At 61.6% G+C, this 26,452-nt stretch carries 29 protein-coding genes and 1 tRNA gene; 11 read left to right on the top strand and 19 right to left on the bottom strand.

Features of this window, described 5'->3' with window-relative positions:
• Nucleotides 1-122: 122 nt before the first annotated feature.
• The 6 genes from ACILSE_RS20740 to ACILSE_RS20715 form a co-directional block, all read right to left on the bottom strand.
• Nucleotides 123-335 (bottom strand): helix-turn-helix domain-containing protein, encoded by a 213-nt coding sequence (locus ACILSE_RS20740; protein ID WP_395719352.1) that lies wholly within the window; start codon nucleotides 333-335, stop codon nucleotides 123-125.
• A 771-nt stretch (nucleotides 336-1,106) separates the two neighbouring features.
• Complete coding sequence (gene rpmF, locus ACILSE_RS20735) at nucleotides 1,107-1,295, bottom strand: 50S ribosomal protein L32 (RefSeq protein WP_395719351.1); 189 nt, start codon at nucleotides 1,293-1,295, stop codon at nucleotides 1,107-1,109.
• 20 nt (nucleotides 1,296-1,315) lie between these two features.
• Nucleotides 1,316-1,795: a YceD family protein gene (locus ACILSE_RS20730; RefSeq protein ID WP_395719350.1), complete on the bottom strand. Its 480-nt coding sequence runs from the start codon at nucleotides 1,793-1,795 to the stop codon at nucleotides 1,316-1,318.
• A 10-nt stretch (nucleotides 1,796-1,805) separates the two neighbouring features.
• Nucleotides 1,806-2,285, bottom strand: coding sequence for a pantetheine-phosphate adenylyltransferase (gene coaD / locus ACILSE_RS20725; protein ID WP_395719349.1), 480 nt, complete (start codon nucleotides 2,283-2,285; stop codon nucleotides 1,806-1,808).
• Nucleotides 2,286-2,337: 52 nt separating this feature from the next.
• Complete coding sequence (gene acpS / locus ACILSE_RS20720) at nucleotides 2,338-2,709, bottom strand: holo-ACP synthase (protein WP_395719348.1); 372 nt, start codon at nucleotides 2,707-2,709, stop codon at nucleotides 2,338-2,340.
• Nucleotides 2,710-2,715: 6 nt separating this feature from the next.
• Nucleotides 2,716-3,471 carry a pyridoxine 5'-phosphate synthase gene (locus ACILSE_RS20715; protein WP_395719347.1) on the bottom strand — a complete coding sequence of 252 codons (756 nt, stop codon included), beginning with the start codon at nucleotides 3,469-3,471 and terminating at the stop codon, nucleotides 2,716-2,718.
• Nucleotides 3,472-3,625: 154 nt separating this feature from the next.
• On the opposite strand from ACILSE_RS20715, the gene ACILSE_RS20710 reads away from it, so the two are divergent.
• Entirely contained in the window at nucleotides 3,626-4,564 is a 939-nt protein-coding gene (locus ACILSE_RS20710; RefSeq protein ID WP_395719346.1) for a hypothetical protein, read from the top strand.
• Nucleotides 4,565-4,771: 207 nt separating this feature from the next.
• Nucleotides 4,772-4,848: transfer RNA gene (locus ACILSE_RS20705), tRNA-Asp, on the top strand.
• A 79-nt stretch (nucleotides 4,849-4,927) separates the two neighbouring features.
• On the opposite strand, the gene ACILSE_RS20700 is transcribed toward ACILSE_RS20705, so the two are convergent.
• Nucleotides 4,928-6,769: a hypothetical protein gene (locus ACILSE_RS20700; RefSeq protein ID WP_395719345.1), complete on the bottom strand. Its 1,842-nt coding sequence runs from the start codon at nucleotides 6,767-6,769 to the stop codon at nucleotides 4,928-4,930.
• Between the two features lie 239 nt (nucleotides 6,770-7,008).
• Here ACILSE_RS20700 and ACILSE_RS20695 point away from each other — a divergent pair, with 239 nt between their 5' ends.
• Genes ACILSE_RS20695 through ACILSE_RS20680 form a run of 4 tightly spaced genes read left to right on the top strand, consistent with a single transcriptional unit; the run spans nucleotide 7,009 to nucleotide 12,122 of the window.
• A complete protein-coding gene (locus tag ACILSE_RS20695; protein WP_395719344.1) occupies nucleotides 7,009-7,746 on the top strand; it encodes an ABC transporter ATP-binding protein in 738 nt (245 codons plus the stop codon).
• 41 nt (nucleotides 7,747-7,787) lie between these two features.
• Nucleotides 7,788-8,546, top strand: coding sequence for an ABC transporter permease (locus tag ACILSE_RS20690; protein WP_395719343.1), 759 nt, complete (start codon nucleotides 7,788-7,790; stop codon nucleotides 8,544-8,546).
• A 39-nt stretch (nucleotides 8,547-8,585) separates the two neighbouring features.
• A complete protein-coding gene (locus ACILSE_RS20685) occupies nucleotides 8,586-10,652 on the top strand; it encodes a GldG family protein (RefSeq protein ID WP_395719342.1) in 2,067 nt (688 codons plus the stop codon).
• 36 nt (nucleotides 10,653-10,688) lie between these two features.
• Entirely contained in the window at nucleotides 10,689-12,122 is a 1,434-nt protein-coding gene (locus tag ACILSE_RS20680) for a DUF4340 domain-containing protein (protein WP_395719341.1), read from the top strand.
• Between the two features lie 87 nt (nucleotides 12,123-12,209).
• On the opposite strand, the gene ACILSE_RS20675 is transcribed toward ACILSE_RS20680, so the two are convergent.
• The 4 genes from ACILSE_RS20675 to ACILSE_RS20660 form a co-directional block, all read right to left on the bottom strand.
• Complete coding sequence (locus ACILSE_RS20675; protein WP_395719340.1) at nucleotides 12,210-14,042, bottom strand: cytochrome c biogenesis protein CcdA; 1,833 nt, start codon at nucleotides 14,040-14,042, stop codon at nucleotides 12,210-12,212.
• 80 nt (nucleotides 14,043-14,122) lie between these two features.
• On the bottom strand, nucleotides 14,123-14,362 hold the full coding sequence (locus ACILSE_RS20670; RefSeq protein WP_395719339.1) for a CDGSH iron-sulfur domain-containing protein: 240 nt from the start codon (nucleotides 14,360-14,362) through the stop codon (nucleotides 14,123-14,125).
• A gap of 55 nt (nucleotides 14,363-14,417) precedes the next feature.
• Nucleotides 14,418-15,449 (bottom strand): quinone-dependent dihydroorotate dehydrogenase, encoded by a 1,032-nt coding sequence (locus tag ACILSE_RS20665; RefSeq protein WP_395719338.1) that lies wholly within the window; start codon nucleotides 15,447-15,449, stop codon nucleotides 14,418-14,420.
• On the bottom strand, nucleotides 15,446-16,102 hold the full coding sequence (locus ACILSE_RS20660; RefSeq protein ID WP_395719337.1) for a GDSL-type esterase/lipase family protein: 657 nt from the start codon (nucleotides 16,100-16,102) through the stop codon (nucleotides 15,446-15,448). The genes ACILSE_RS20665 and ACILSE_RS20660 overlap by 4 nt, the downstream gene beginning before the upstream one ends.
• Before the next feature lie 190 nt (nucleotides 16,103-16,292).
• Between ACILSE_RS20660 and rpmJ the strand changes: the two genes are divergently transcribed.
• From rpmJ to ACILSE_RS20635, 5 genes are all read left to right on the top strand, one after another.
• Nucleotides 16,293-16,406, top strand: coding sequence for a 50S ribosomal protein L36 (gene rpmJ, locus ACILSE_RS20655; protein ID WP_133796336.1), 114 nt, complete (start codon nucleotides 16,293-16,295; stop codon nucleotides 16,404-16,406).
• 31 nt (nucleotides 16,407-16,437) lie between these two features.
• The gene (gene rpsM / locus ACILSE_RS20650; RefSeq protein WP_395719336.1) at nucleotides 16,438-16,815 is read left to right on the top strand and encodes a 30S ribosomal protein S13; all 378 of its coding nucleotides are present in this window, start codon (nucleotides 16,438-16,440) and stop codon (nucleotides 16,813-16,815) included.
• Nucleotides 16,816-16,845: 30 nt separating this feature from the next.
• Nucleotides 16,846-17,394 carry a 30S ribosomal protein S11 gene (rpsK, locus tag ACILSE_RS20645; RefSeq protein ID WP_395719335.1) on the top strand — a complete coding sequence of 183 codons (549 nt, stop codon included), beginning with the start codon at nucleotides 16,846-16,848 and terminating at the stop codon, nucleotides 17,392-17,394.
• A 29-nt stretch (nucleotides 17,395-17,423) separates the two neighbouring features.
• Complete coding sequence (gene rpsD, locus ACILSE_RS20640; RefSeq protein ID WP_395719334.1) at nucleotides 17,424-18,038, top strand: 30S ribosomal protein S4; 615 nt, start codon at nucleotides 17,424-17,426, stop codon at nucleotides 18,036-18,038.
• Nucleotides 18,039-18,138: 100 nt separating this feature from the next.
• Nucleotides 18,139-18,426: a gamma-butyrobetaine hydroxylase-like domain-containing protein gene (locus ACILSE_RS20635; protein WP_395719333.1), complete on the top strand. Its 288-nt coding sequence runs from the start codon at nucleotides 18,139-18,141 to the stop codon at nucleotides 18,424-18,426.
• A gap of 149 nt (nucleotides 18,427-18,575) precedes the next feature.
• Here ACILSE_RS20635 and ACILSE_RS20630 read toward each other — a convergent pair whose 3' ends face one another.
• Genes ACILSE_RS20630 through ACILSE_RS20595 form a run of 8 tightly spaced genes read right to left on the bottom strand, consistent with a single transcriptional unit; the run spans nucleotide 18,576 to nucleotide 26,395 of the window.
• Nucleotides 18,576-18,995 carry a secondary thiamine-phosphate synthase enzyme YjbQ gene (locus ACILSE_RS20630; RefSeq protein WP_395719332.1) on the bottom strand — a complete coding sequence of 140 codons (420 nt, stop codon included), beginning with the start codon at nucleotides 18,993-18,995 and terminating at the stop codon, nucleotides 18,576-18,578.
• A gap of 9 nt (nucleotides 18,996-19,004) precedes the next feature.
• The gene (locus ACILSE_RS20625) at nucleotides 19,005-19,496 is read right to left on the bottom strand and encodes a hypothetical protein (protein ID WP_395719331.1); all 492 of its coding nucleotides are present in this window, start codon (nucleotides 19,494-19,496) and stop codon (nucleotides 19,005-19,007) included.
• A gap of 8 nt (nucleotides 19,497-19,504) precedes the next feature.
• Complete coding sequence (locus ACILSE_RS20620; RefSeq protein WP_395719330.1) at nucleotides 19,505-21,010, bottom strand: NAD(P)H-hydrate dehydratase; 1,506 nt, start codon at nucleotides 21,008-21,010, stop codon at nucleotides 19,505-19,507.
• A complete protein-coding gene (locus tag ACILSE_RS20615) occupies nucleotides 21,007-21,765 on the bottom strand; it encodes a hypothetical protein (RefSeq protein ID WP_395719329.1) in 759 nt (252 codons plus the stop codon). Before ACILSE_RS20615 ends, ACILSE_RS20620 begins: the two co-directional genes overlap by 4 nt.
• Nucleotides 21,766-21,820: 55 nt before the next feature.
• Nucleotides 21,821-22,288, bottom strand: a complete 468-nt coding sequence (gene folK, locus ACILSE_RS20610) for a 2-amino-4-hydroxy-6-hydroxymethyldihydropteridine diphosphokinase (RefSeq protein WP_395719328.1) — start codon at nucleotides 22,286-22,288, stop codon at nucleotides 21,821-21,823.
• Between the two features lie 11 nt (nucleotides 22,289-22,299).
• Nucleotides 22,300-23,037 (bottom strand): 4-hydroxy-tetrahydrodipicolinate reductase, encoded by a 738-nt coding sequence (dapB, locus tag ACILSE_RS20605; RefSeq protein ID WP_395719327.1) that lies wholly within the window; start codon nucleotides 23,035-23,037, stop codon nucleotides 22,300-22,302.
• Between the two features lie 29 nt (nucleotides 23,038-23,066).
• Nucleotides 23,067-25,892: a PD-(D/E)XK nuclease family protein gene (locus ACILSE_RS20600; RefSeq protein WP_395719326.1), complete on the bottom strand. Its 2,826-nt coding sequence runs from the start codon at nucleotides 25,890-25,892 to the stop codon at nucleotides 23,067-23,069.
• The gene (locus ACILSE_RS20595; protein WP_395719325.1) at nucleotides 25,889-26,395 is read right to left on the bottom strand and encodes a gluconokinase; all 507 of its coding nucleotides are present in this window, start codon (nucleotides 26,393-26,395) and stop codon (nucleotides 25,889-25,891) included. The genes ACILSE_RS20600 and ACILSE_RS20595 overlap by 4 nt, the downstream gene beginning before the upstream one ends.
• Nucleotides 26,396-26,452 lie beyond the last annotated feature (57 nt).

Here is a 26,452-nt window from a genome sequence, read left to right as displayed (position 1 = left end):
ATTTAGGAATCTATGGCTCTTATAACACGGGCCAGCTTGGGCACCGCCAACTGATAGCTTGGATGTAATTCCATTCTTCTCGCTACACCAGTTGCTCTATCTGTACAATTTTAAAACACGCCCTAATCCTCAAACCACCGTTTCACCGCTTCGGGACTGAATCGGACCAGGTGGCCGAGCTTTCGGTAGGGCAGGCCTTGGCGGCGGAGTTCAGTGATGTGGCGGACGCTGCATCGCGCGTAGCGCGCTACGTCATCAATGGTCCAGAGAACATCGGGCGAGGATACCTCAGCTATGGGTGATGAGCTTTTGGCGGCAGATGTTGGATTGTCCATGCCAATGCTAGCATGTCAAAACGAGGCACCGCCGACCACCGTATGCACCTTCGGATGCGTGCAGGTTGTTGCGCAACGAGAACTGGCATGACGACGAATGACATAACCGGTGCGCCTCCGGTTCTCGCACCCCCACTCGCGCCTGCAAAATTCCACATTGCCTCGCACCCTGCGCATCTGGTGCCCATTAGATTTTCGATCTGTGATGCGCCCGTGATTTGCGCCGCTGGATTCGTGAACTGCCCGCACCCCCGGACACCCTCGATGGGGTTTGAGGGAGCATTTCTTCTGTGGCATGTCAGAGCATGACACCGAACCAACCGATTCCTGCCGATCCTTGCCAAAACGCCGAAATCCTGATCGGTAACGAGGAGCATACAGAACTCATTTTCAGCAAAGAAGCGCAAATCATTGATCCTGCAGGAGGCACTAAGGATCTTGTGCCGAAAGGCTTAAGGGTTCGAGTCCCTTCCCGAGCACCACTCTTTGAAGTCCAAAGAGGCAGCCGGATCACGCGGACAGTTCTTTTTCGGCCAATAACCTGGAATGATGGCCTTCCTTCCGCAGTAACACTGGGCAACTCCAACACCATGACGCCTTAGAACTGCTGAAGCTCTCGTCAGTTCCGGCTCGGCTGCTGGGATGGTTGCCGAACTGGATCAAAAATGTGCTGATTGCGTCGCCTTTCTGCGCAATTACAGCGGGGAGGAAAAACAAAAAACCCGACACGTCGGAAGGACGTGTCGGGTGAAAGGACTGATTGAAGTATGATCAGCTTTCGCCGGCGACTTTGCTGATGACCTGACGGCCACGATAGTAGCCGCAGGACGGGCAGGCGACATGGCCGGGGACGGTGGTGCCGCATTCAGGGCAGCTCTTGAGGGTGGGTGCCTTCCAGCGTTTTGCGCCTTGGCGCATGCGTTGGCGGCTCTTGGATTGTCTGCGCTTCGGATTGGCCATGAGAGTGTCGGGGTGGGGGTCTAATTCAGTTTGTTCAAGGCTTCCCACACACCCGGGCCCGCGCTTTGAGGTTCGTCCTCGGCTGTTTCCAGCACGTTTTCAAACCTGCCTTCGGCGGGACACTGACGGGGACGGACATTGCCGCCCTCGCAGCGTGGGTAGCTCGGAAGGGCCACGAGAGTATCTTCCCTGATGGTATCCGTCAAGTTGATCGTGGGATCCTTCTCAATCTCCAGTTCGGCGGAATAATGGGCAAGTTCGACGCGATGCTCGTAGCGCTCGAGGCAGCGGCCGCATTCGAGGCTGAAAACGGCCTCCAAGCGTCCGGTGACGATCAGGTCGCCCCCGTCACGCTCGATGTGGAGTTCGTATTTGAGAGGGGAGACGGCCTGAATCGGGTCTTTTTCGTCCAGACCGAAAAACGAGGGCGGTTCCTGGCCTACAATGTCCCTGCCTTCGTCGGGGAGGGAGCGCAGGTCGATTTGAAACGGGCGGTGCATGGCGGGTGATTTAGGATTGGAGCTTGGCGCGGAGTGCGGCGGCCACGTTTGGGGGAACAAACTGCTCGATGTGCCCGCCCAGGCGGCAGATTTCCTTCACCAGGCGGCTGCTGATGTAGGTGTATTCTTCGCGTGGCATGAGAAAGAGCGTTTCGAGGTTCGGCTCGAGTTTACGGTTCATGAGGGCGAGCTGGAACTCGAATTCAAAGTCAGACACGGCGCGCAGGCCGCGCACGAGGGCGCAGGCACGGTGCTCGCGGGCGAAGTTCACCAGCAGGCCCTCGAAGGGAATGACCTCGATGCCGTTGATTTCCGCCGTGGCGGAGCGGATCAGTTCGACGCGCTCTTCCACGCTGAAGAGGCTCTGTTTGGCGTTGTCGCGTGCGACGGCGATGATGAGCCTGTCAAAAATGCCCGCCGCGCGCTGGAGCACATCGAGATGTCCATTGGTGAGCGGATCGAAGCTGCCGGGATAAATTGCGCGTCGCATGGGAGGATGGGACGGAGTCTAGCGGAGGGAAGGGGGAGCGGAAAGAAAAAGCTCAGCTCAGCAGCACCTGGGCCATGGCCAGTTCACGTGTGTGGGTGAGGCTGACGAGGCAGACGGCGTCACCGGCATGTTTCTTCGCGGCTCCGTGGAGGATGAGAACGGGTCTGCCGCTTTCCTCCCGGAAGACTTCGATGTCGGTCCAGTTCACGCCTTCATTCCACAAGCCGGTGCCGAGCGCCTTCGCCGCGGCTTCTTTCGCGGCGAAGCGCGCCGCGTAGTGCATGGCGGGGTCGGCACAGGAGTCACAGTAGGCGATCTCGCCGCTGGTGAAGGTGCGTTCCTTGAAGCGCGGGCCGTGCTTCTCCAGCATCTCGCGGATGCGGGCCACTTCGACCAGGTCGATGCCGATGCCTGTGGCTTTCATCTCAGATCAGCCCCGGTAGGCGGCCATGACGGCGAGCATTTCCTTCACCGCGGCCTGCAGTCCGATGAAAATGGCGCGTGAGACGATGTGGTGGCCGATGTTCAGCTCCGCGAGGTGCGGGACGGGCCAGAGATCCGGCAGATTCCGGGTGGTGAGGCCGTGGCCGGCGTTGATCTGCAGGCCCAGCTCGTGTCCGAGCTCGGCGGCGGCGCGCAGGCGCTCCACCTCGGCCCGGCGTTGATCTCCAGCATGATTGGCGAAGGTGCCGGTGTGCAACTCGATCATGGCGGCGCCGATGTCCGCGCTGGCGCGGACCTGGTCGAGGTCTGGATCGATGAACATGCTGACGCGGGTGCCGTTGTCTCCGAGCGCCTCCACCGTGGCGCGCAGCGCTTCGCGTTGTCCCGCCACATCGAGTCCGCCTTCCGTGGTCACTTCCTCGCGGTTTTCCGGTACCATGCAGACAAAGTCCGGACGCACGGCCAGCGCGATGTCGAGAATCTCGCGGGTGTTGCCCATTTCGAGATTGAGCTTTGTGCGGATGCTCTGGCGCAGCAGGCGCACGTCATCGTCCTGAATGTGGCGCCGGTCGGCCCGGAGATGCACGGTGATGGAGTGCGCGCCCGCCGCCTCGGCCTCCAGCGCCGCGCTGAGGACGGAAGGTTCCGCGTTGGGGGAATCGAGCATGGCGCGGTAGCGCGCCTGACGCAGGGTCACGACGTGGTCGATGTTCACGCCGAGGAGCAGGTTGGGCTGAGGCATGCGCGCTATGTAGCGCGTGCATCCGCGCCCGCAAGCCTCGTGTCCCGCTGGATATTTTTGGGCACTTTTTACAGAAAAATGTAACTGCCTGCCCAAGAAGTTGAAGTAACTCCACGCTCACACATGCGCGTGGCATGAGTCATTCCCCCAAATCATGAAATCCCTCGTTTACACCATCCTCATCATCGGCGGTCTTTTTTGCGCCTACGATTACTTCCTCGCGCCGCCCGGACAGAAAATTGTCTTCAAAAGCCTCAATCCTCCCAAGCCCAAGAACGATCCTGTGAAAAACGTGGAGACTGCGCCGCCCGTCGCGCTCGAAACCGCGCCGTCACCCATTCCGGTCGCCAAGCAGGAGTCCCCAAAGTCTACGATGCCTGCCACCACCATCGCAACCGCCGCGCCGGCACCGTCCACGCCTGACGTTGCTTCCAAAGGGCCCAAGTTCGACCCCATCGAAGTTTTGACCGGCAACTGGCTTAAAATCCCGCCCTCCGCCTTCCCGCGTGAGGTGAAACTCCTGCAGGATGCCGAGTTCAAGATGAGCGTCGGTGCCAGTAAGGTCGCCGCCGGCGGCAAGGCCACCGCCCTCGGTGCGGAGAACGGTGTTTTGGTCCTGGCCCCCACCGCCACCTCCCCGGCCCGGGCGCGGCTTCCTCTCGATGCCACGGATTTGAAGGCCCAACTCAACGACGCCTACGAGAAGTGGAAGGTGCTGCGTGCGGAGGAGTTGAAGGCCATCGCTGCGCGCAAGGCGCAGCAGCAGGCCACGCGTGCCGTTTCGCCTGCCACGACCCCCTCCAGCAGCGAGGTTGAGCCCGGTGGCAAGCCGGTGCGTGCAGGCAATGGCACCTACCCCTTGCTCATCGCCAGCATGCAGAACGGCCAGGTGACGGAAATCACTCCCGAAAACATCACCCACTGGCAGGAGGCGCAACCCGCTCCTGTGCAGGGTAAGTCCGGCTGGGTGGTGAAGGTTAATTACAACGCCAAGACCATCTTTGGCCCGCAGCCCGTCGAAGCCCAGGCTGTTACTCTCGATGGCAGGGTCGTCGGCTGGTATTACACCGGCTCCGGCGAAGAGGTCCCCTGAGTCCTTGCCGAAAGGTCAGCCGACGACTCGTTCGTCTTCCCATTCATGGCATTGATGCATGACGCCGCTGCTAGCCTCGGCTGTTTTTCCACGAAAACGCACGGCAGAATGAAGCCTGTGAGTTATTTCGGGGGAAAATGCGGGTGGTGGAAGTTTCCGTTTGCCAGAAAGGGGGCAGCGTTTACTATCGCGGCCCCAAACGGCAAAGGAGCGGTAGTTCAGTTGGTTAGAACGCCAGCCTGTCACGTTGGAGGTCGCGGGTTCGAGCCCCGTCCGCTCCGCCACTGGGATTTTTTCAAGGCCGCCTCTCAAGAAGGCGGCCTTTTTTGTGCCGCAGACCAGAAGCCTCCATGAGCCAATCAATTATTGCTTCAAAGGAGCCTCGTAGCAGCGGCGTTCCTCCGGCAGCATATCCGCCTGCGGGCTGATGGCCTTGATGACACCTTTGGCTTCGTCATGGAACCCGCCGCTGTCCGCAATGGCGGCGAAGACGGCCCGCTGACCTTCGGTGAGAAGATTCAGGTCCATGTACTGAAGGAATGAAACGGCCTGCTGAATGTCCTGCAGCCGCCAGAACGCGAGGGCGACGGTGAGTTTGCGCAGATTGTCCTTGGGTTGGATGCGCAGGAGTTCCTGCGAGTTACGCAGGGCCAGTTCGATGTTTTTGCCCGCCAGGAGGCTTGTGTAAAGGTGGCGCTCAATGAAGGTGTTGTCGTCAGGCCAGCGTTGGACGGCCTCGGTGGTGGCCTGGAGGAGGGATTCGGTGTTGTGGTTGGCCTCACATGCCTTGATCAGCCCGCCGAAGGCCTCACGCTCGATACGCGGCGGTGCTGAGGCACGGCGGGCCGCTTTGATGGTAAGGCGATAGGCATCCTCGGCGATGTCAAAATGGCCGCGTTCCTCGGCGTAACGGGCGATTTGCAGCAGGGCAGGGTAGCGGCCGTTGACCTCGGCGGCGTCTTTCGCGAGGATCAGCTTCGAGCGCATTTCCTCGGACGGCTTCTTCAGCACAAAAGCCAGATGTGCGCGGAACATCGCGATGGTGGTCGGGTCGAGGATGCTGGTGATCTTGGGATCATTGACGATGCGTTCCACATCTCCGAAACGCTGGAGCATGCTCAGGGCGTTGAGGTAGTTTTCCAGCAGTCCTTGGTGGGACTTCGCCTCCTCTTCCGGGAGAATGGTGAGCACCTGGGCGAATTCCCCTTCTTCTACCAGCCAGCGGACGAAGGGCGCCAGTTCATCGCGTTTTTTCCCGCGGTATTTTTCTGTCGCCTCCATCACGATTTCTTTTTTGCGTCCTGGCGACTGCCTCACTTCGTGTTTCAAGGCGGTCACATAATGCCGCTCGTCGCCCTTGGGATGAGTTTTGAGGCGTTGTACAAGTTTGGTGGTGTCCTCTGGTGTCAGCGAGGGGAGGCTGTTGATGAATTCCAAGGTTTGCAGCCCTAGAACATCATCCTGGTCCGCGAGGCTCCAGAGATTGTCCATGCCTTCGCCGATCTCGAGAGGACTGCTCGAACTGATCTGCACCTTGGCAAGGCGCAGCAGGCTTTCCTTGTCCTCGGGGTGTGTCAGGCAGTAGTTGCGCAGGATGTTGAGGAGCTGCTTGTTCTGCTCGCGTTTGCCCCAGACTTCCTCGGCCAGTTTCATCAACGCCTCGCTGGGCTGCTCGACCTGCATGATTTTTTCGAGCGCGGTGGATGCCTCTTTGGGGCGGCCGAGATTGAGGAGGCATCGCACATGCAGTTGCTCATCGGTGGAGTTCAGGGCCTCGAGCTCCTTGAGTTTGTCATAGAAGTAGAGCGCGGTGTCGCGCTTCATCAGGGTGAAGTACTCAAAGTTCAGTCGGATGGCCTCCAGGCTCTCGGGCGCTTTTTGGTAAGCCTCCTGTGCCTTCATCACCGCGTTGACGCCCTGGCCGTTTTCCATCATCCGCCGGGCTTCCTTCACCATGCTTTCCGCGCGCATGTTCTTGTACGAGTTTTTCAGAGGCCTGGCATAAACGACACCGAGAATCAAAAGCGTGGCGCTGATGCTGACGATCACGAATCCTGCGATCCAGCGCGCCAGCGGGGACTGCCGGTCGCGGTGCGCCACGGTGGGCGGCACCAGCCATTCCCACGCGGCGATGAACGGACGCCACAGCACGAAAGGCCTTCGCGACAAATCCTTCGTCGGGTCGATATTCTGGTTGGAAAGCATGGGCTGGTCGCGGAGGGCGTGGAATGTAGGTGGTCGGAAGGTGGCGTCACGTTGAAAATTTTCGCGCAACCTGATTGTCATCCGTCGTGTTGAAGCCGCCCCGGCAGACTCCTAAAATTCAGTTGAAAAGATCAAGTCACCCCCTAAAACACCGCTCCGCGATTGAATGTCCGGAGGACGCGGGACACATGACCGCCTCCTTGCGGCGTTAACTCCCAACCAACCGATCCAACGACGTTATGATCCAAGTCAAAAACCTCATCAAGGTATTCGGCACCAAGGTGGCCGTCGATGATATTTCCTTCTCCGTGGAAAAAGGAGAAGTGCTCGGCTTCCTCGGGCCGAACGGCGCCGGCAAATCGACCACCATGCGCATGGTCACAGGCTACTTCCGCCCCACCAGCGGCAGCGTCAGCCTGTGCGGCATTGACATGCTGGAGAACCCCGAGGAGGCGAAACAGCGCCTCGGTTATCTGCCGGAAAACGCGCCTCTCTACTCCGACATGACGGTGGCGAGCTTCCTCGGCTTCTGCGCCGAGATGCGCGGGCTGCACGGTGCGGAGCGCACGAAGGCGATCGACCGTGTGCTGGACCTGTGCTTCCTCGACCGCGTGCGCAATCAAAGCGTGGACACGCTCTCCAAGGGGTACCGTCACCGCACCTGCTTCGCCCAGAGCATCATTCATGACCCCGACGTGCTCATCCTCGACGAGCCGACGGACGGCCTCGATCCCAACCAAAAGCATGAGGTGCGCGGCATGATCAAGCGCATGGGCCAGAACAAGGCCATCATCTTCTCCACCCACATCCTGGAGGAAGTCGAGGCCGCATGTTCCCGCGCCATCATCATCGACCGTGGCAAAATCGTCGCAGACGGCACGCCGGAGAAGCTCAAGAAGCTCGTTCCTGGTGCAAACTCTCTCGACGAAGTCTTCCGCAGCATCACCAAGCCTGACACGCACAAGAAGGCCGCGTGATTTCTCCTTTCCACCAAATTTTCACCCCATCTCCAACCACCATGCGAAACCGAGACATCCAAAACACACTGGCCGTCTTCAAGCGGGAGTTCCTGGCTTACTTCAACTCTCCCGTGCTCTACGTCATCGTCGTCATATTCCTGCTGGCGGCGATGGGCTTTCCCTTCTTCTTCTCGCGCATCCTCGACAGCGAGGATGTGTCCCTCACCGAGCGTTTCTTCGTCTGGCATCCGTGGATCTACACCGTGCTGGCCCCGGCGGTGGGCATGCGCTTGTGGTCCGAGGAGCATCGTCTCGGCACCATCGAGCTGCTGCTGACCATGCCCGTCTCGCCATGGCAGGCGATTCTCGGGAAATTCTTCGCCGCAGCCTGCGTCTGGCTCATCGGCCTCACGCTGACCTTCCCCATCGTATGGACGGTCTGCTACCTCGGCGAGCCTGATATGGGCCCGATCATCAGCGGCTACATCGCCAGTTATCTTTACGCGATGGCGTGCCTTTCGGTGACCTGCGCGGTCAGCGCCATCACTCGCAGCCAGGTGGTGTGCTTCATCGTCAGCGTCGCTTTCTGCATCGTGATCGCGCTGATCGGAGATCCCGGCGTCACGCAGGCCATTGTCAGCACCGTGCCGTCCTGGGCGGAGAGCGTGGTGCGTTTCGTGAGCTATTTCAGCTTCATGGACCACTTCTACGAGCTGACAAAGGGCATCTTTGTCTTCCGTGACGTCCTCTACTTCCTGTCGGTCATCGTGGTGACTCTTTTCATCACAAACCAGGCTCTTCGCTCGAAGCGCGCCTGATTTTCACCCTCAAGCCAACCACAAACCTGATTTGATCCCATGAGCGTGAATCTGAACAGCAAGCAAGCCACCACCGGCATCACCGCCATCCTGGTCATTGCCATCGTCGTCGTCCTGAACTTCCTCGTCGGCGGCCTTGGTTTCGGCAACTTCCGCATCGACCTCACGGAAGACCGCATCTACACCCTCTCCCAAGGCACGAAAAACATCCTCAGCCGCCTCAACGAGGACGAGCCGGTCACCATCCGCTTCTACCACACCACGGACGACCGCGTCATGCCGAACGTGCTCAAGCCGCATGTCCGCGCCGTCGAGGACCTGCTGCTGGAGCTCGTGAAAGCCTCCGGTGACAAGATCATCCTCGAAACCATCCATCCGAATCCGAACACGGAGGAGGAAGACAAGGCTCGTGAGGACGAAATCCAGGACATGGGGCCCGTGAATCAGGAAGGTGACAAAATCTACTTCGGTCTCGCCATCCAGTGCCTCGATCAGAAGGAAGTCATCCCTTTCCTCAATCCGCCGTCTCCGAGCGAAGGTTCTTCCATCGAGTATGACATTGCCCGCGCCATCGCAAAGGTCAGTAAGCCGGCCAAAAACGTCATCGGCGTCATGAGCGCCATCCCGGTCATGGGCTCACCGATGTTCCCGTTCCAGCGCCAGCGGGGGCAGGAGCCGTGGGTCGTCGTCCAGCAGCTTCGTGCTGACTACGAAGTCGTCGAAGTGCCGATGGGCACGGACAAGATCGACAGCAACATCAAGGTGCTGCTCGTCATCCATCCTGCGGACATCTCCGAAGGTGCTGAATACGCCATTGACCAGTTCCTGCTCGGCGGTGGCAAGGTCATCGCCCTCGTCGATCCCAACAGCGTCGTCGCCCAAGCCTTCAGCGGCCAGCCGAATCCGATGACCGGCCAGCCAGGTGGTCAGATCAACACCTCCTCCGACCTGAAAAAGCTGCTTTCCGCCTGGGGAGTCGGCTTCAAGAACGACCTCGTCGTCGCCGACATGAACTACCGCGGCATGCTGCAAGGCCGCAACAACCCCACCGCATTGCAACTGCCGGCGGACGCCATCAACCGCGAGGATCGCATCACCTCCGGCCTCAATTCCCTCGTCATGGTCACTGCCGGGTCTTTCAGCATCGACAAGCGCGAAGGCATCGACGCGAAGCCCCTCGTCAGCAGCTCGGAGGAGTCCGCCATGATCGACCTCGCCGACGCCGAAAAAGCGCGCTCGCCGCAGGGCCTGACCAACTTCACCGCTGGAGGCCGCAAGCAGATCCTAGCCCTCCGCCTCACCGGCAAATTCAAGACCGCCTTCCCCAACGGCAAGCCAGCCAAGCCCGCCGGCAGCCCTGAAACAGGCGGCGCGCAGGACGAGGCGAAACCCGCTGCGGCTCCCGCAGCTCCTGCTGCTACCGCTCCGGCCGCCGCAGCCCCGGCACCCGCTCCCGCAGCAACACCGGCCGCCGCTCCTGCTGCTGAGAAAAAAGAAGAGCCCAAGAAGGAGGAGCCGAAGAAAGACGACGGCTCGCTGAAGGAATCCGCCAACAGCGAGGGTGCGGTCATCCTGTTCTCCGACGTGGACATGCTCTATGACGCCTTCTGCGTGCAGCAGGATCCCATGACCGGCATGCTCGTCTCCCGCACCGGCAACCTGCCCGCCATTCTCAATGCCGTGGAAGTCCTCTCCGGCGGTGGCGACCTTCTCCAGGTCCGCAACCGCAAGTCTGCCGTGCGCCCCTTCAGCACGCTCAAGGAGATGCGTGAAAAGGTGGAAAGCCGCTATCGTCCGCAGCTCATGGCCCTGGAGTCCGAGCGCGAGAAGATCGCCGAAAAAATGGGCGCGCTGCGTTTGAAGCGCGACTCCAAAGGCAAGGGCTTCATCGTCGATCCCCAGCAGCAGAAGGACCTCGAGGCGCTCATGCAAAATGACATCGATCTCTCGCGCAAGGTGCGTGAGATCAAAAAGGATCAGAACAAGGAGATCGAGTACACCAAGACCATGCTCAAGTGGTTGAACTTCCTCGCCGTCCCGCTGCTGGTCAGCTGCGCGGGCATTCTGCTCGCCATCCGCCGTCGTGCCGCCACCGCCGCGGTCTGATCCTTCCCTCCCACTTTCACCCCTGCTTAACACATCATGAAAAAGATCATCATTCTGATCGTCGTGCTCGTCGCGCTCATCGGAGCCGCTCTTTATCAGCAGAAGGACCGCAAATCCCGCCTCAGCACAGGCTCCCGCAAGGGAACGGGGATGCGCGAGATGCTCATTCCGGACTTTGACGTGAACAGCATCCAGAAAATCCGCGTCAAGGACGCCCAGAACGAGGTCAACGTCTCGCTCAACGGCAACGTCTGGACGGTCGCCGAGCGTGGCGGTTACGAGGCCAGCTTTGACAAAATCAGCCGCGCCCTTCTCGCCCTCAAGGAGCAGAAGATCAGCCGCAAGCAGTTCGTGGGCAAGGAGTCCTGGGGCAAGATCGGCGTCCAGCCTCCCGGAGAGCCGAACGGCTACGGCATCGGCACCCTCGTTGAATTGCTCGACGCCAAAGGGAACCTCAAAAAATCCCTCGTTCTCGGCGGCAACGTCACCAGTTCCGGCAATCAGAACGCGTCGCCGTTTGGTGGCAGCAGCGAGCGTCTCGTCCGCATGCCTGAGGATGGCGAGACCATCTGGACGATCAGCAACACGTTCGCCGATCTCGAAAGCAAGGCCGATTCGTGGCTCGAAAAGGCCTTCTTCGACGTGCAGAAGCTCAAGTCCGTCGAAATCACCGCCGCGAAGCACGAGGACTCCTGGAAGGCTTCCCGCGCCAAAGAAGAAGACAACGAGTTCACCCTCGAAGCCGCCAAACCCGGCGAGAAACTCGACAACGGCAAGGCCAACCTCACCAGCCTCCTGTCCAGCCCCACCTTCAACGACGTGCTCGCCAAGGACAAGGCCGCCACGACGATGAAGGATGCTGTGAAGGCGAAGCTCGTCACCTTCGAGGGCTTCACCTACAATGTTCAGGCCGTGAAACAGGCCGGCAAAGACGGCGCGGGTGACAAATACTACATCACCGTCGCCGTCAGCGCGGACATCGCCAAGGAACGCGCTCCAGTGAAGGATGAGAAGGCCGAGGACAAAAAGAAAAACGACGATGCCTTCGCCGAGGAAAAGAAAAAGAAGGAGGAGAAGCTCGCCAACGAGAAAAAACTCGAAGGCTGGGTTTATGAGGTTAGCGAGTACACGGTGAGCAACCTGCTCAAGAAGCGCTCCGAAATACTCGCCGAGCCTGAAAAGCCCGCCGCACCCGCCACGGGCGACGCTCCAGCCGGTGGCCTGCCTGATGTTAAAAAGATGCTGCAGTCATTGCCTGCCGCTCCGGCGCCCGCTCCGGCGCCCGCTCCGGCGGCCGCCCCGGCGCCAGCACCCACCCCGGCACCTTCCTTGAGGACGCCGTCTGCCACGCCGCTGCCGGAAACTCCCAAGACGGAGATCAAACCAGCTCCCGCGCCCGGCTCCAATCCTGTGACCGGCGAAAAGCCCGCCGAAGCTGACAAACCCGCTCCCGAGGCGGCGAAAAAGTAATCCGCGACGAGACGCCTCTTCACGTCTTTGACCAGCCACGGAGTGATGCCGGCCGCATCACTCCGTTTTTTATGCTGAGCGCTCGGGTCACTTCTCCAGCAGCTTCAGCGCCGCGCTCAGATTGTCCACGGTAAGGATTTCCGGCAGGACATGGGGTTCCTTCACGCCGGGGATGTGGAGCGCGTTCACGGGCACCGCGCCCTTGCCGAGCGCTTCGAAGGATTTCTTGATGACCTCGTCCTCGTTGGTGTAGTCGGCCTTCAAAGCGACCACGCCGTGCTTTTTGAAAAGCTCCTGAATCTTCGCATCAGGATAGACGCGCTTGTTTACCTGGCAGGTCAGGCACCACTTGGCCGTGTAGTCGATGTACACCGGTTTTCCGGCGGCGAGGAGTTCCTGGACTTTGGCCTCCGACCACGGCTCCCACAGCAGGCCGTTTTCAAACTTCGCGGAATGCGTCCCGGCAGGCTGTTTCTCCACATGCGGCCAGCCGAGCCACAATCCACCCGCCGCCGCGGCCAATGCGAGCACCACGGCGATCAGCCTTGTGCGCGCCGGTTTGTGCGGCAGCGACCAGCGACCGTAGATCCAGCAGCCCAACGCCACGAGCACGAGGCCGAGCATGAGCCACAGCAGCGGCAAACCCTCCACCATGCCGGTGAGCACCCACAGCATGTAAAACACCGTGCCGAAGAGCAGGAAGGACATGCCCTGCTTGAAGCTCTCCATCCATGCGCCGGGGCGCGGCAGCGCTCTGACCAGCTTCGGAAACGCGGAGAGCAGCAGGAACGGGCTGGCGAGGCCGAGACCGATCAGCGTGAAGAGCAGCATCGCCTGCGGCGCGGGCAGCTTGACGGCGAAACCGAGCGCCGTGCCGAGAAACGGTGCCGAGCATGGCGTGGACACCATCGTGGCCAGCAAACCGGAGAAAAAGGAGCCGCCGAGGCCGTGTTTCGCCTGCAAATTCGCGCCGACGCCCACGGCGGACGCGCCGATCTCGAACACGCCGGCCATGTTCAGGCCGAAGATGAGGAAGAACGCGGCCAGGCCGTAATTGAAGCCGGCGGATTGGAGCTGGAAGCCCCAGCCCTTGCCCAGCGCCACCACGATGCCGCCCAGCGCCCAAAACGAGAGCAGAATGCCCAGCGTGTAGATCAGCCCATGCAGCACGACCTGTTTCCGGTCCTCGCCCGCCTGCTGCACGATGCCGACGATCTTGATGCCGAGCACCGGAAACACGCAGGGCATGATGTTCAGGATCACTCCGCCGATGAAGGCGGAGAGCATGATGAAAAGGAACGTCGGCGGCGTCTCCACGCCCTGGGTCACCGCGGGCTCAGCGCTTTTTTTTTTCACAGGCGGCAGCTTTTCGAAAACGGTGGCCTGCGCCGCGTCATTCACAGCCTGCGCCGCGATGCTGATGGTGACTTTCAGCTCCTGCTTGAAGGGCATGCAGCTTTTGTCATCGCACACGAGCCCGTCCACCTTCACTTGCAGTTCCGCTTTGGAACCGGCGGCCGCGTTCGCGGGGGGCGTGATCGCGGCGGGCAGATAAACCGTGCCATCGTAGCCTTCGCTGGGCGATCCATCGGTTCCCTTGAAAGGATGCACCGCAGGCCAGGGCAGTTCGTCCATCTTCCAGCCTTCCGGCAGCGTCCAGACGAGCTTGGTGGGCTTGCCGATGATCTCCGGCGGCAGCACTTTGCCGTAGGTGTGAGCGCCTTTGGCATGCTCCAGCCTCACCGCCACACGAAACGTCGTGCCAGGAGCCGCTGCGGTCGCTTCCGTGATCAACGCGGAGGTGACGAGCCCTACCTTGTCATTCGCACCAGCTCCGAGCAGGCCGGGTTCGAGCGGAAGGCCCTGGCCGCTGGCGAAAATGGCCAGCAGGGCGAGAAAAACGACGGGAAGGTACTTCATGGGCGTGGAGCAGGGTGGAGGGGTTCGCTGCGTGAGAGAACGCCGCGGCAGCCTTATTCCGATCAGCTTGAAAAAGGGCGTTACAGAGCCTTGTGCGAGCCGTCGCAGAAGGGCGGGTTCTTCGTGTGCTTGCAGTTGCACAGCCAGACCTTCTTCGCCTCCGGCAGCGTGAACTTCTTCGGCCCGAAGCCGGTGCCCTTGTGGCTGCCGTCGCAGCTTGGCTGATGACCGCTCAGTCCGCACGCGCACCACCAGTGGTCTCCAGCAGGCAGTTCGACGGCGACAGGTTGTTTCTCGTGAATCTTGGGGAGTGTTTCCATGACTACGAGTCTGGCAGGAGATGGAAGAAGCGTCAAGAGGGCGAAGACCCCGCGATTAAGACTGAGGAACCTGCTCCAGCACCTCGCGCACGAGTCCTGGCCCGCGATAGACGAGTCCGCTGTAAACCTGCACGAGCGACGCGCCGAGCTTCAGCTTTTCGACCGCGTCCTCGCCTTTGACGATGCCACCGACGCCGATGAGAGGCGTTTTTTCCTTCAACAACATGCGGAAGGCCTGCAGCACGAGATTTGAGCGTTCGCGAACCGGCGCGCCGCTCAGGCCGCCGGTTTCTTGTGCGAGGCGATGTCCGGCGACGGCTTCGCGGTCGATGGTGGTGTTGGTGGCGATGACGCCGTCGATGTTTTGCTCGTTGAAGACGCGGGCGAGCGCCTCGATCTGCATGTCGTTGAGGTCGGGGGCGATCTTGACGAGCAGCGGCACGGTTTTGCCATGTTCTTTACTCAAGGCGGCCTGCTCTTTCTTCAAAGCGCTGATCAGTTGACGCACGGCATCCTCGGCCTGGAGATCGCGCAGCCCCTTCGTGTTCGGCGAGGAGATGTTCACGGCGATGTAGTCGGCCACCTGATACGCCGCCTTCAAGCAATAGAGGTAGTCGTCCACGGCCTTCTCATTCGGTGTGTCGAAGTTCTTGCCGATATTCACCCCGACGACGGCTTTGGTTTTGCGGTGCTTGAGCTTGGCGACGGCGGAGTGAATGCCGGGATTGTTGAAGCCCATGCGATTGATCAAGGCCTCGTGCTCCGGCAGGCGGAAGAGGCGCGGCTTTGGATTTCCCGGCTGCGGGCGCGGTGTGAGCGTGCCGACTTCGACGAAGCCAAAACCGAGCGCGCCCCAGGCATCGACCGCGCTGGCGGACTTGTCCATGCCGGCACCGAGTCCGAGGACATTCGGGAACGTGAGGCCCATCACCGAGCGAGACTGCCGCGGCTTGCTGACAACGGACTGCAGCATGCCGAGCCGGTGCGCCACGATCATGAGCTTCACGGTGAGCGTGTGTGCTTTCTCTGCGTCGAGGCGGAAGAGCCACGGCTTCATCACCGGGTAAAATTTTTCGATCAAGGTCATGCGTCGGGAGGAAGGATGGATTTGACCAGCGTGGCGACTGCCTTGCCGAGCGTGGCGTGGGCGGTTGCGTCGAGATGAATGCCGTCGCTGCCGGCGCTGACGAGCGGCTGCGTGTTCAAGTAAGGGCAGCCGAGAGAGGAGGCCAGCGCCTCGTAGTGCCGTGGCAGTTCGCGGCTGTCATTAAAAGCGTTTGGGAACTTCGCGGCGATGTCCGGCAGATGGTTGTGCTGCCCGATGGCCGGCGGGCATAGGAGCAGGAGCTTGGGGGGCTTCGCCTTGGGGCCCGAGTCGCTGGCGAGGATCATTTGCGCGAGCACCTTCACACCGGTGGCGATCTCTCCGGGCGAGACGCCGAAGACGGCTTTGAGATCGTTGGTGCCGAGCATCATCACGACAAGATCGAGCGGCTTGTGGCTTTCGAGCAGGGCCGGCAGCACGGCCTTGCCGTTGCGCACGGCGGCAAAGGGGTCATCGTGCACCGTCGTGCGTCCGTTTTGCCCTTCTTCGATGACACGGAAACCCGGGCCGAGTTTCTTCGCCAGCACGCCGGTCCAGCGCACATCGTGCGGATGCCTGGCAGGGTAGGGAGCGGTGATGCTTTCAGGGATGAAGCCCCAGGTGTTCGAGTCGCCGAAGCAGAGGACGGTTTTCATGCGCGCGCATGATGCCTCCCATCCACGCGGCGGCAACTGCTCTCCGCACTTGTTCAGAGAGGCTCAAACACCTGTGTAAAACTGCAAAAATCCAGCTTGCGCGGGTTTTCGGGTGTGTTAGACATCCCTCCCCCCGCTCCAAGGCGGGGTTTTGAGTTCCCCCAGACTCACTCTTTTCTCTCATCCTCGTATGCGTGTCCGTACCTCCGTCAAACCCCTCTGCGAACTTTGCCGCGTCATCCGCCGCAAAGGTGTCGTCCGTGTCGTCTGCAAAAACCCGCGCCATAAACAGCGTCAGGGTTGATCCAACTTTCCCCAATACACCTTACTGAATTATGGCCCGCCTGCTTGGAGTCGAAATCCCGAACGAAAAGAAGATCGAATACTCGCTGCCTTATATCTACGGCATCGGTCTTCCCCTCAGCCGCAAAGTTCTTGCCGCCACCAACATCGACCCGAACATCCGTGCGGGTGAGCTGAGCGACGAGCAGATCGCCGCGATCACGCAGACCATCCAGGCGCTCAAGATCCCGATTGAAGGCGACCTTCGTCGTGAGATTCAGATCCACATGAAGCGCATCCTTGGCATCAACTGCTACCGCGCTCATCGTCATCGTCGCGGCCTGCCAGTGCGCGGACAGCGCACCCATACGAACGCCCGCACACGCAAAGGTCCGCGCAAGACCGTCGGTGCCCAGAAGGCCTCCAAATAATCATTCACGCAACGATCCGTTCCCCACACTATGGCTGACGAAACGACCCCCGCCGCTCCCGCCGCCGCAGCGCCTGCTCCGGCCGCGGCACCTGCCGCTCCTGCTGCCGCACCCGCAGCCGAGCAGCGTCCCTCCACCAGCGGTGACAAGCAGGTCTCCCAAAGCATCTGGCTCGAAATCGGTGGTGAATCCGCCGAAGGACCAAAGATCACGAAGGCCAAAGGCGCCAAGAACGTCACCAGCGGCATTGTCCACGTTTACGCCACGTTCAACAACACCATCGTCACCATCACCGACCGCAATGGCGGCGTGATCGGCTGGTCCACCTCGGGCAAGATGGGTTTCCGCGGCTCCCGCAAAGGCACCGCCTACGCGGCCCAGGTTGTCGCCCAGGACGCCTGCCGTCAGGCGATGGGCCATGGTCTTCGTGAGGCTGAAGTTCGTCTTCGTGGTCCGGGTTCGGGCCGTGAGTCCGCCGTGCGTGCCGTCCAGGCTCTCGGTGTCGAAGTCACCACCATCAAGGATGTGACCCCGGTGCCGCACAACGGCTGCCGTCCGCCCAAGGCCCGCCGCGTCTAATCTTTCACGCACCTTTTTCTCAACTCATTATGGCTCGCTACACTGGTCCCCGCGAAAAAATCAACCGCCGCTTCGGCATTGCCATTTTCGCCCCTTCCAAGGCTCTCGAAACCCGCAACTTCCCGCCCGGACAGCACGGCGCGCGCAACACCCGCCGCAAAACGTCCGAATACGGCACCGCGCTGGCTGAAAAGCAGAAGCTCCGTTTCCAATACGGCCTCATGGAGAAGCAGTTCCGCCGCTTCTTCGCCGAAGCCCAGCGCCGCAAGGGCGTGACCGGTGAGAACCTCCTGCAGATGCTCGAACTGCGCCTCGACAACGTCGTGTTCCGCATGGGCTTTGCCAACACCCGCTTCGCCTCCCGTCAGCTCGTCAGCCACCGCCACATCACCGTGAACGGCAAGGTCGTGAACATTGCCAGCTACCAGTGCAAGCCCGGTGACGTCGTCGCCGCCCGTGCCAGCAGCCAGCGCAGCCAGCAGCTCATCGGTCGTTTCCTCGAAATGACCCAGGGCACCCCGGCCGCTGACTGGATGACCGTCGATCGCGACAAGATGAGCGGCACCGTGAACCGCGTCCCCGTTCGTGAGGAGATCAACCCGATCGCCAACGAGCAGCTCGTCGTCGAGCTTTACTCCCGCTAATCCTCACCGATCAGCAGACCATCTTCAAAAGGGACGCTTTCGGGCGTCCCTTTTGCTTTTCCGGGCGAACTTTGTCATCCATCACTGCATTCTTTATTCCATGCATCCCACCCGTCTCGAACTCATCGGCTCTGAAGTCGCCATCCTGTGGCAGGACGGCACGGAGCAGTTCATTCCGATGGAAAAACTCCGCGCCGCCTCACCCAGCGCCGAAAACACAGGAGAGCGCGACCTGCTTGGCAACAAGATCGGCGGCACGAACCAGAAGAGCTTCCCCGGAGTCACCGTGAAGGACTGGCGCATGGTCGGCGGCTACGCCATCCAGTTCGACTTCAGCGACGGGCACAATACCGGCCTCTACACGTTTGATTATCTGCGGGCGCTTTGAGAGCGGCCGGAATGACGAAATCCTAATGAGGAATGTCGAATTTGCTCATTCGGCCCTTCATTCATCATTCGCCATTGATACGCTTCGCTTCCCTGCGGGCTCCTTTCAGTCGTCTGTCTCGCTTCGCTCGGCTCTGGTTTCGTCATTTTTCATTCTCCCACCACGCTGACCACGATGCTCCGCGTGTGCGGCGCGCGGCGATGTTCGAAAAGGAAAATGCCCTGCCAGGTGCCCAGGGCGAGGCGTCCATTCACCACGGGAATTACCTCCGACGTTCGCGTCAGCGCCATGCGCAGATGACTCGGCATGTCGTCCGGCCCTTCATACGTGTGCACGAAATACGGCGTGTCCTCCGGCACGAGGTGATCGAAAAAGCTGTGCAAATCCGTGCGTGCGGATGGATCGGCGTTCTCATAGATCACGAGACTCGCGCTCGTGTGCTGCACGAAGACCGTTGCCGTGCCGGTGCGAATGCCGCTCGTCCGCACGATCTGCTGGCAGCGTTCCGTGATCTCGTAAGTGCCCTTGCCACGGGTGGAGATGGAAAACTGGTCAGCGTGGGCGGCCATGCGTCGAGATCAGGCTTCGATGGAGAACTCGGGTGAAAACAGTTCGCAAGGCCGGCCGCCGTCACTGCTCTCGTAATGACGGATCAGGATGCGGAAGGTGTCAGGAGTCTTGATGAGCCTCCAGGCGATGGTGCAGACGAATTGAAACTGGCCGCCTGCCGGCAGTAGCCTGCGCTGCATTGGAAAACCAGTGTACCCCTGGCCGGTGCCAGTCCAGTCGTCTTTCAAACGGCGTTGCACGATGTGGCACACCTTCTCAGGATTGCGCAGCTTTAGGTAATCCGACAGGTAGTTTGTCTTCAACTGCTCCAGATAAAGCGGTGAATGCGCGGGATTGGTCAAGGTGACCCGCACATCGAAAAGGTCGAGCGGCCTGCCGTCATGTACATCGGCTACTTTCCCCAAGATTTCAAAACGAGCTGTCATTAGCGCGGGTTTGGGGCCGCGTTTGCAGGCGGCCAGGGATGCCAAACACGCCGTGAGAAAAAAGCGTCGTTTCATGAAGCCATTTAGAAGCAGGCTTGCTTCAAATCAAGCAATGCGCCGCCGAGACGCGCCGCCACATTTCCCGCGCAAAGCGATTCAGCGGCGATGCAATCACGAACCAGCGCGATTTCCGCCGCGCGGCCGCAGAGCCATGCGGAAAGGCCTGCCGCGCGATGCAGCGGCATATTTTGCGCGGCGAACGCGGCGCACACACCCGTCAAAACATCGCCCATGCCGCCGCTGGCCATGCCGGGATGACCGGTGGTGTTGAAAAAGGTCGGCTGACCGCGTGTGGCGATCACCGTGCGCGCCCCCTTCAGCAGCAGCGTGCGTCCCGGCGCCGGTTCGGTGAGCGCTTCGGTCACCTTGCGGCGGCTCATGCCATGCCAGCCCGGATAATTGCGCAGCAGCCGATCAAGCTCGCCCGGATGCGGCGTCAGGAGGCGCGGAAGTTTGACCGTCTTGTCCAGAATCTGCGGATTTTCGGCCAGCATGGTCAGCGCGTCGGCATCCACGATCACCGGCAGATTCGACTGCTTCAAAACCTCGAGCACTTCCTTCTCGTGATCAAGGCCCAGGCCCGGTCCGACTGCCAGCGCGTCAAATTTCATCTCCAGCACGTCGCGGTAGTCGTCGATGGGCTTGACCATCACTTCCGCTGGCACGCGTGACGCGATGAGCGGATACACGTCTTCTTTGACGAGCAGCGTGACCAGGCCCGCGCCAGCGCTCAAGGCACCGCGACAGGCCAGCTCCGCCGCGCCGAGAAATCCGCGCGATCCGGCGATGATCCCGACGCGCCCGGCTTCGCTCTTGTGCATGTCATTCGCACGACGTGGCAGCCAGGAACGCAAAATCGCCGGCGTGAGCGCCTGCGCGGACGAATCGCCCTCGCATTTCGCCAAATCAGCCAGCGGCACGAGCGCGATGCGTCCCACATGATGATCCGCGCCGTCTTCGAGCAGGCCTGCTTTGATCTGCGCGACCACGGCGGTCACATCGGCGATCACTGCGTCCTCGCAAACATCGCCATGATCACCGTCGAGCCCGGAGGGAATGTCCATCGCGATGGTCAGCGCGTGCTTCTGCGCGCGCAGCGCGTTCATCTCGCGTGCCAGCGCCTGCAACTCGGGTTTCATCGGTCCCTGCGCGCCAATGCCAAGCAAACCATCGAGGCTGACAATCGGGCCCGCGTCGAAATCAAACGTCGTCGCATCTTCAATCACCCGCGCATGGCTGCGAATCGAGGCCAAATGCCGTCGTGGCAGCTCTTTCATGTCCTCGGGCTCGCAACTCAGCCGCACATGCGTTTTCCAGCCATCGGCGAGAAGTTCCCGCGCCGCGACGAGCGCATCTCCCGCGTTGTTTCCTTTGCCAAGAAAGAGCACCAGCGATCCGGGACGTGGCGCGAACTGACGCACCACGTTCGCGATGCCTTTGCCTGCCTGCTCCATCAATGCCGCCGCGCTCACACCGCGCGCGAACGCGGCCTCCTCGCATTGCTGCATCTGGCGGCAGGTGACGATCATGGCTTCTCGGCGGCTTGCAGCAGCAGCGTCTTGAGTTCCTGCGCGGCTGGCAGCGCTTCCTGCGGCGTGCTGGTTGCGGGACGAACGACCACCTGCGTCCCCCTGGCGGCGGTCTCAAACGTGTCATGGATTTGCTTCAGCACATCGGCGGACGGATTGCCGAGCAGGAAGAGATGCATGAGCCGCTCGTCATCCCGACGGAGCTGTTCCTTCATCCGCGTGAGCGCCTCGGGGCTGCTGGGGATCAGCGCAAAACGCAGCGAGCGCACGACAGACTCGCCCGTGGTCTCGTGCGCGATGCCCAACAAGGCCGCGATGGTGTTCGCTGTCCGGATGAGCCGTGTCGGATCGCCATCGTAAATCACCAGGGCCATCACGATCTCACGCGGACGTGTTTTGCCGGTGAGTTCCGCGTCGATGATCGACTGCTCGTCGCCGAGCCGCGTCCGTCGCACGGTGTAGCCCATGTTTTCCGCGCCCATCGTCGATTCGAGGTAGCCGGGGATGCTCAGAGGCCAGTCGGGCTTCGCCAGCGCCTCACGCACGATGCCGGCATGTCGCTGGATGCCTTCGAGCGTGATCGGTCGGCGCAGCGCCATCGCGTATTTGAATGAGCGGTCCGCCGCCTGGTCCTTCTTCCACTGCCAGATGCCAAAGCTCGCGATGCCGAGAAAAATCGTGCCCACAGGCAGCATGACCAGGGCGAAGCGGATCCAGCGTCCAGGGTCGGCGGAGGTCGGCGGGGCGTCAGTCATGCTCCGCCAAGAAGCATCGCTTTGCCCGCCCGACAAGCGCGTAACCGTTTCTTCTTCACGCAGGCAGCCGCGCCAGCAATCCGGCGATGGACTGCGTCTGGCCCGGCAGGAGCAGATCAGGCCGGATGTCGGCCAGCGGCTGAAGAACGAAGCGGCGCAGATGAAGGCGCGGATGCGGGAGGATCAAAGCGGGATCATCACTCACCACATCGTCCGCGTAGAGCAGGTCGAGGTCGAGCGTGCGCGGCGAGTTGCGTTCGCGCTGCTCCGGGCGTCCGAGCGCGGATTCGACGGCCTTGAGATGCGTGTGCAGCTCCTGCGGGGTGCAATCCGCCTCGATTTCGATGACGGTGTTTAAAAATGACTGTGTGCCGGGAGCGCAATCCACCGGTTCCGTTTCATACACAGGCGCGCTGGCGCCCAGCTTCACATGCGGCACGCTTGCGAGCAGCATTTCGATGCCACGCCGGATGTTTTCGGCGCGCTCACCGAGATTCGAGCCGAGTGCGATGCCAAAGCGCATGCGAGGGCAGGTTATTTCAGGCCCAGCACGTCCTGCATGTCGTAAAGACCCGCCGGTTTGCCCGCGAGCCACTTCGCGGCGCGGACGGAGCCGTTGGCGAATGTGTCACGGCTGCTGGCCTTGTGCGTGAGCTCGACGCGTTCACCGACATTGGCGAAAATGACGGTGTGATCACCGACGACATCGCCGCCGCGCAGGGCGTGGACGCCGATTTCCTTCGGCGTGCGTGCTCCCACGTCGCCAAAACGGCCGTGGCGGCAGTCCTTGTCGTATTCGAGGCCGCGCACGTCGGCGAGGATCTCGACCAGTGTGCGTGCGGTGCCGCTGGGGGAGTCCTTCTTCATGCGGTGATGCATTTCGACGACTTCGAGATCGAATTCAGGCCCAAGCAGCTCGGTGGCCTTGCGGGTGAGCCAGAAGAGCGTGTTCACACCGACGCTGTAGTTCGAGGCGAAGACGATGGGCAGCGTCTTCGAAGCTTCGCGGATGGCGGCGAGCTGCGCGTTCGTGTGACCGGTGGTGCCGATGATCATGCTTTTCTTCTGCTTGAGGCATTCGCCGAGCAGTTCATCGCAAAAGTGGTGCGAGGTGAAGTCGATGACGGTGTCAGCCTTGGCGAGGGCGGGGGAAAGGGCGTCGCCCATGTCGATCGTGGCGGCGACGGAGACGTTTTGAGATTCGGCGGCGCGGATGATGGCCTGGCCCATGCGGCCTTTGCAGCCAGTGATGAGGAGTTTGAGGTCGGACATGACGGGTGGCTGATAAACGGCTGCCGGAGTTATGCAAGAGGTGCCTCCACGCTGTGCAGAGGGTCGTGCAGCAGGATTTCATCGAAGCTGTCATTGGGGGAGCGATCCGCAGGCGGCCAGAACTGACCGGCGCGGATGCGTTTCACCGCCTCGGCGGCGCAATCGAGCGCCGCGTCGATCAGCGCGTCGTCGAAGCCGTCCCATTCGAGAATTTCCGTCTCCTGGATGCTTTTGGGCAGGGCGAAGTAGGCCACGCGGCTCACGTTCAGGCCGCGCTGGCGCAAGGCGGCGGCGTAAAGCGGCAGTTGCAGGTCCAGCCACATCCCGCGTCTGCCTTCGGGAAGGTCGAAGCACTTCCATGCGTCGGCCTCGTTGAGCTTGGTACGGGCCGTGATGGCTTTGAAGTGCGATTCATGCGGCTTCCTCGGCTTGTCGGAGCTTTTAAAGTCCACGATGCGCAGCGTGCCGTCGGCGTGGCGTTCGACACGGTCGATGCGGCCGGACAAGCGCGCCTCGGCGATGAAGAACGGCGCTGCATCTTCCTTCGTGCCGATTTGCAGCTCGGCTTCGACGCACTGCCAGCCCTGCTGGCGGCTGACGGCCTCGATTTTCGCCGCCTGGCGCAGACGTTGCAGGATGCTCTCAAGTTGCAGCGTGATGAGCGGTGCGGGACGCTGGCCGAAAAGTTCGCGCACGTGTTCGCGCGCGGCTTCCTCGAGAAAATCCGCGATCTTTGCCGGATGCGTGCTGTCGCGCATGCCGCTTTCGAGAAACAGCCGGTGGAAGGCGTGGTGGATGATCTGGCCGAACTCGGCGGCATCCAGCTCCCGCTTCTGCGTTTCGACGGCGCTCATGCCCTTCGCATGCGTGAGGTAGTAGCGGAAGGGGCAGCCCAGATACTCGCGCAGGCGCGAAGGCGAGATGGTTTCGAGCGGGCGCGTGATCCAGTCCGGCCGCAAGGGCCATGCGAGTGTGCGCGGCGGCTCGGCTTCGACGTGCTGCGCGTCCTCCTTGGGAAACAGATGTGCCACACGTTGAGGCAGGGCTTTGTCATCGCACAGGAAAAGCAGCCGCGAGGGCCGCAAGGCATCGCCGTCATCGCTCCACTGGCCGCAGAGCAGTTCGAGGCGGCCTTTGGACTCACGTTGATGCGCGAGCGCGGCGAGGATGAAGGCATCACGCGCGAAACGTGTCTGCTGGCAGGGCAGGCCGAGCGCCTCGCGCAGCGCGTCAGGCAAAAACGGATGGCTGATGAAGATGCCCGGCACGTTTTCCTCGTTCAGTCCGGTGACGACGAGATTCGGCGCTTTTTCCCAGAGCAGTTCGAGCCAGCCCTGCAGCACGAGGTCGATGTCTCCACGGGGCTCGGCGAGACGGCTTTGCGACAGGCATTCGAGCGAGAGTGTGTAGGCGTCCTCGGCCTTCGGCTTCAATTCGAAGCGCTTCGCCTCGTTTTCGAGTTCTTCGGTGATGCGCAGCCATTCTGCGACGAGTTCGGCGCGCGCATGCTGTTCCGGAGATGCGGGACGGAATTCCTTCTCGCCGAAAAGTTTGAGGATGAGCGCGCGCGCGGCCTTCGACGGCGGCAGGCGGCGCAGCGAGCCGAGAAGATCGAGTGTCGCCGTCACGATGGGCTGCAAGGCCTCAAAATCACCCAGCGGCAGCTCCGTGGCATGCGCGAGTGTGACGGGCAGATGACTGGCGGCGAAATCGTCGGCCTCCTTGAGCAACTGGCTCACACTCGTGCCCTCGGGCATCAGGGCGTCGCGGAATTCGGCCACCCGCAGCAGCGCGGCGAAGGCGCGCCATGAACCCGCGCCGAGCAGCACACGGAAACAGTCGAGCACATGCCACAAGCCCTCACGCTGCACGGGAATGCCGCCGGGCTCGAAGCTGCGCGCATCTTCGAGCGTGAGTTTTTCCAGCAGCAGGCCGCCTACCTCGCTGTCGCACACGCCGAGGGCTGTTTTGCCCTGCGGAACGAGTTCGCGCATGAGATTGAGCGCCTGTGTGGCCTGGGCGGCGGGATCACGGGCGACGTGGATTTGCTCGTTGCCGACAGGCAGGTTCAAATCGGCATCCTCGCCCCAATGCGAGGGCAGGGGACGGCCGCAGCGGTCAAAGCTGTGCTCATGCGATGCAGGCGCGTGGATGGCGATGACGACCTGCAAGCCGCGCTCCGCGCATGCGGTGATCCAGTCATCGAGCAGCGGCGGTAAATCCGGCGAGGCGAGCACGACCACGCGCTTCACACCTTCCGGCAGGGCGGGAGCCGTCGCGTTGCGGCGTTTGAGCGATTGCGCGTCAGCGACACCCGCCTTGGCGAGTTCGTTAAAGTAAGCGCGTTCGATCACGGCCAGATCACGCCAGCGTGCCGCGTCACGCTGGACGGCGGGCATGGCAGTCGTGTCGGCGAAGGTCAGGCCGCCGGTGCCGAGCAGCATTTTCAAATCCGCCAGCATGCGCGCCGTCTCCGCATGCCATCCCCAGCCGCGCTCGGCGGGTAGTTTGGGGAAGAGGGCGTCGAGTTTTTCGAGCGCGACGCGTTCCAGCGCGCGCTGCCAGGCCATTTGCGATTGCAGCGGCGTCGCGGCCTCGAAACGGCGGCTTTGCGGCAGCAGCGCCTGCTCCGGCAGCCAGAGGTGCGGCACGCTGGCGGCGGTGCCGGCCTTGTCGGTCACTTCCGCGAGCGCTTCACGCAGCCGGCGGCCGGCTTCGCCGTTCGGCACGAGGATGAGCGTGTTGCCGAGGTCGAGCGCGCGGGCTTGATCCCATCCGCGGCAGAGAAAGTCCACGGCCTTCTCCAGGACCGGCGCGTCCCATCCCCAGAAGAGGCGCTGGACGGCTTTGCTCATGCGAGTTTCTGCACAATGTCGGCCACGATTTCCTGCGGCGTGCCGTCGATGGGCACACGAATGAGGTCGGGCGTCGGCTCCAGCGTGGCGAGCTGACTCTCCAGCAGGCTGAGCGGCATGAAGTGGCCTTTGCGCGCTGCCATGCGGCTGGAGATCAACTCGCGGCTGCCGTCGAGCAGCACGAAGCGCAGCGTTTGATCTGCATCATGCGCCCGCAATTTCTCCCGGTAGATCGGTTTGAGCGCGGAGCAGGCGAGGATGTAAATGGGCGTGACATGGCGCATGTCCTCGATGCGCTGGCGCAGCACGGCATACCAGGGCCAGCGATCGTCGTCGTTGAGCGGTGTACCGGCGGACATCTTCGCTTTGTTTGCGGGCGGGTGGAAGTCGTCGCCGTCCTCGAAGGTGGCATCGAGTTTCGCGGCGAGCAGGCGGCCGACGACGGATTTTCCGGAGCCGGAGACGCCCATGATGATGATGGTTTTCAGATCAGGAGAAGGCATGCGAAAGGGAGCCGGGTAGCAGCTTGACGTTGATGGCGAGGTCATGGAGGATGCGCG

The sequence above is a fragment of the Prosthecobacter sp. genome, from assembly GCF_044236155.1.
In the GTDB taxonomy this organism is placed as follows: domain Bacteria; phylum Verrucomicrobiota; class Verrucomicrobiia; order Verrucomicrobiales; family Verrucomicrobiaceae; genus Prosthecobacter.
This window is presented reverse-complemented; position numbering and strand designations above follow the sequence as displayed.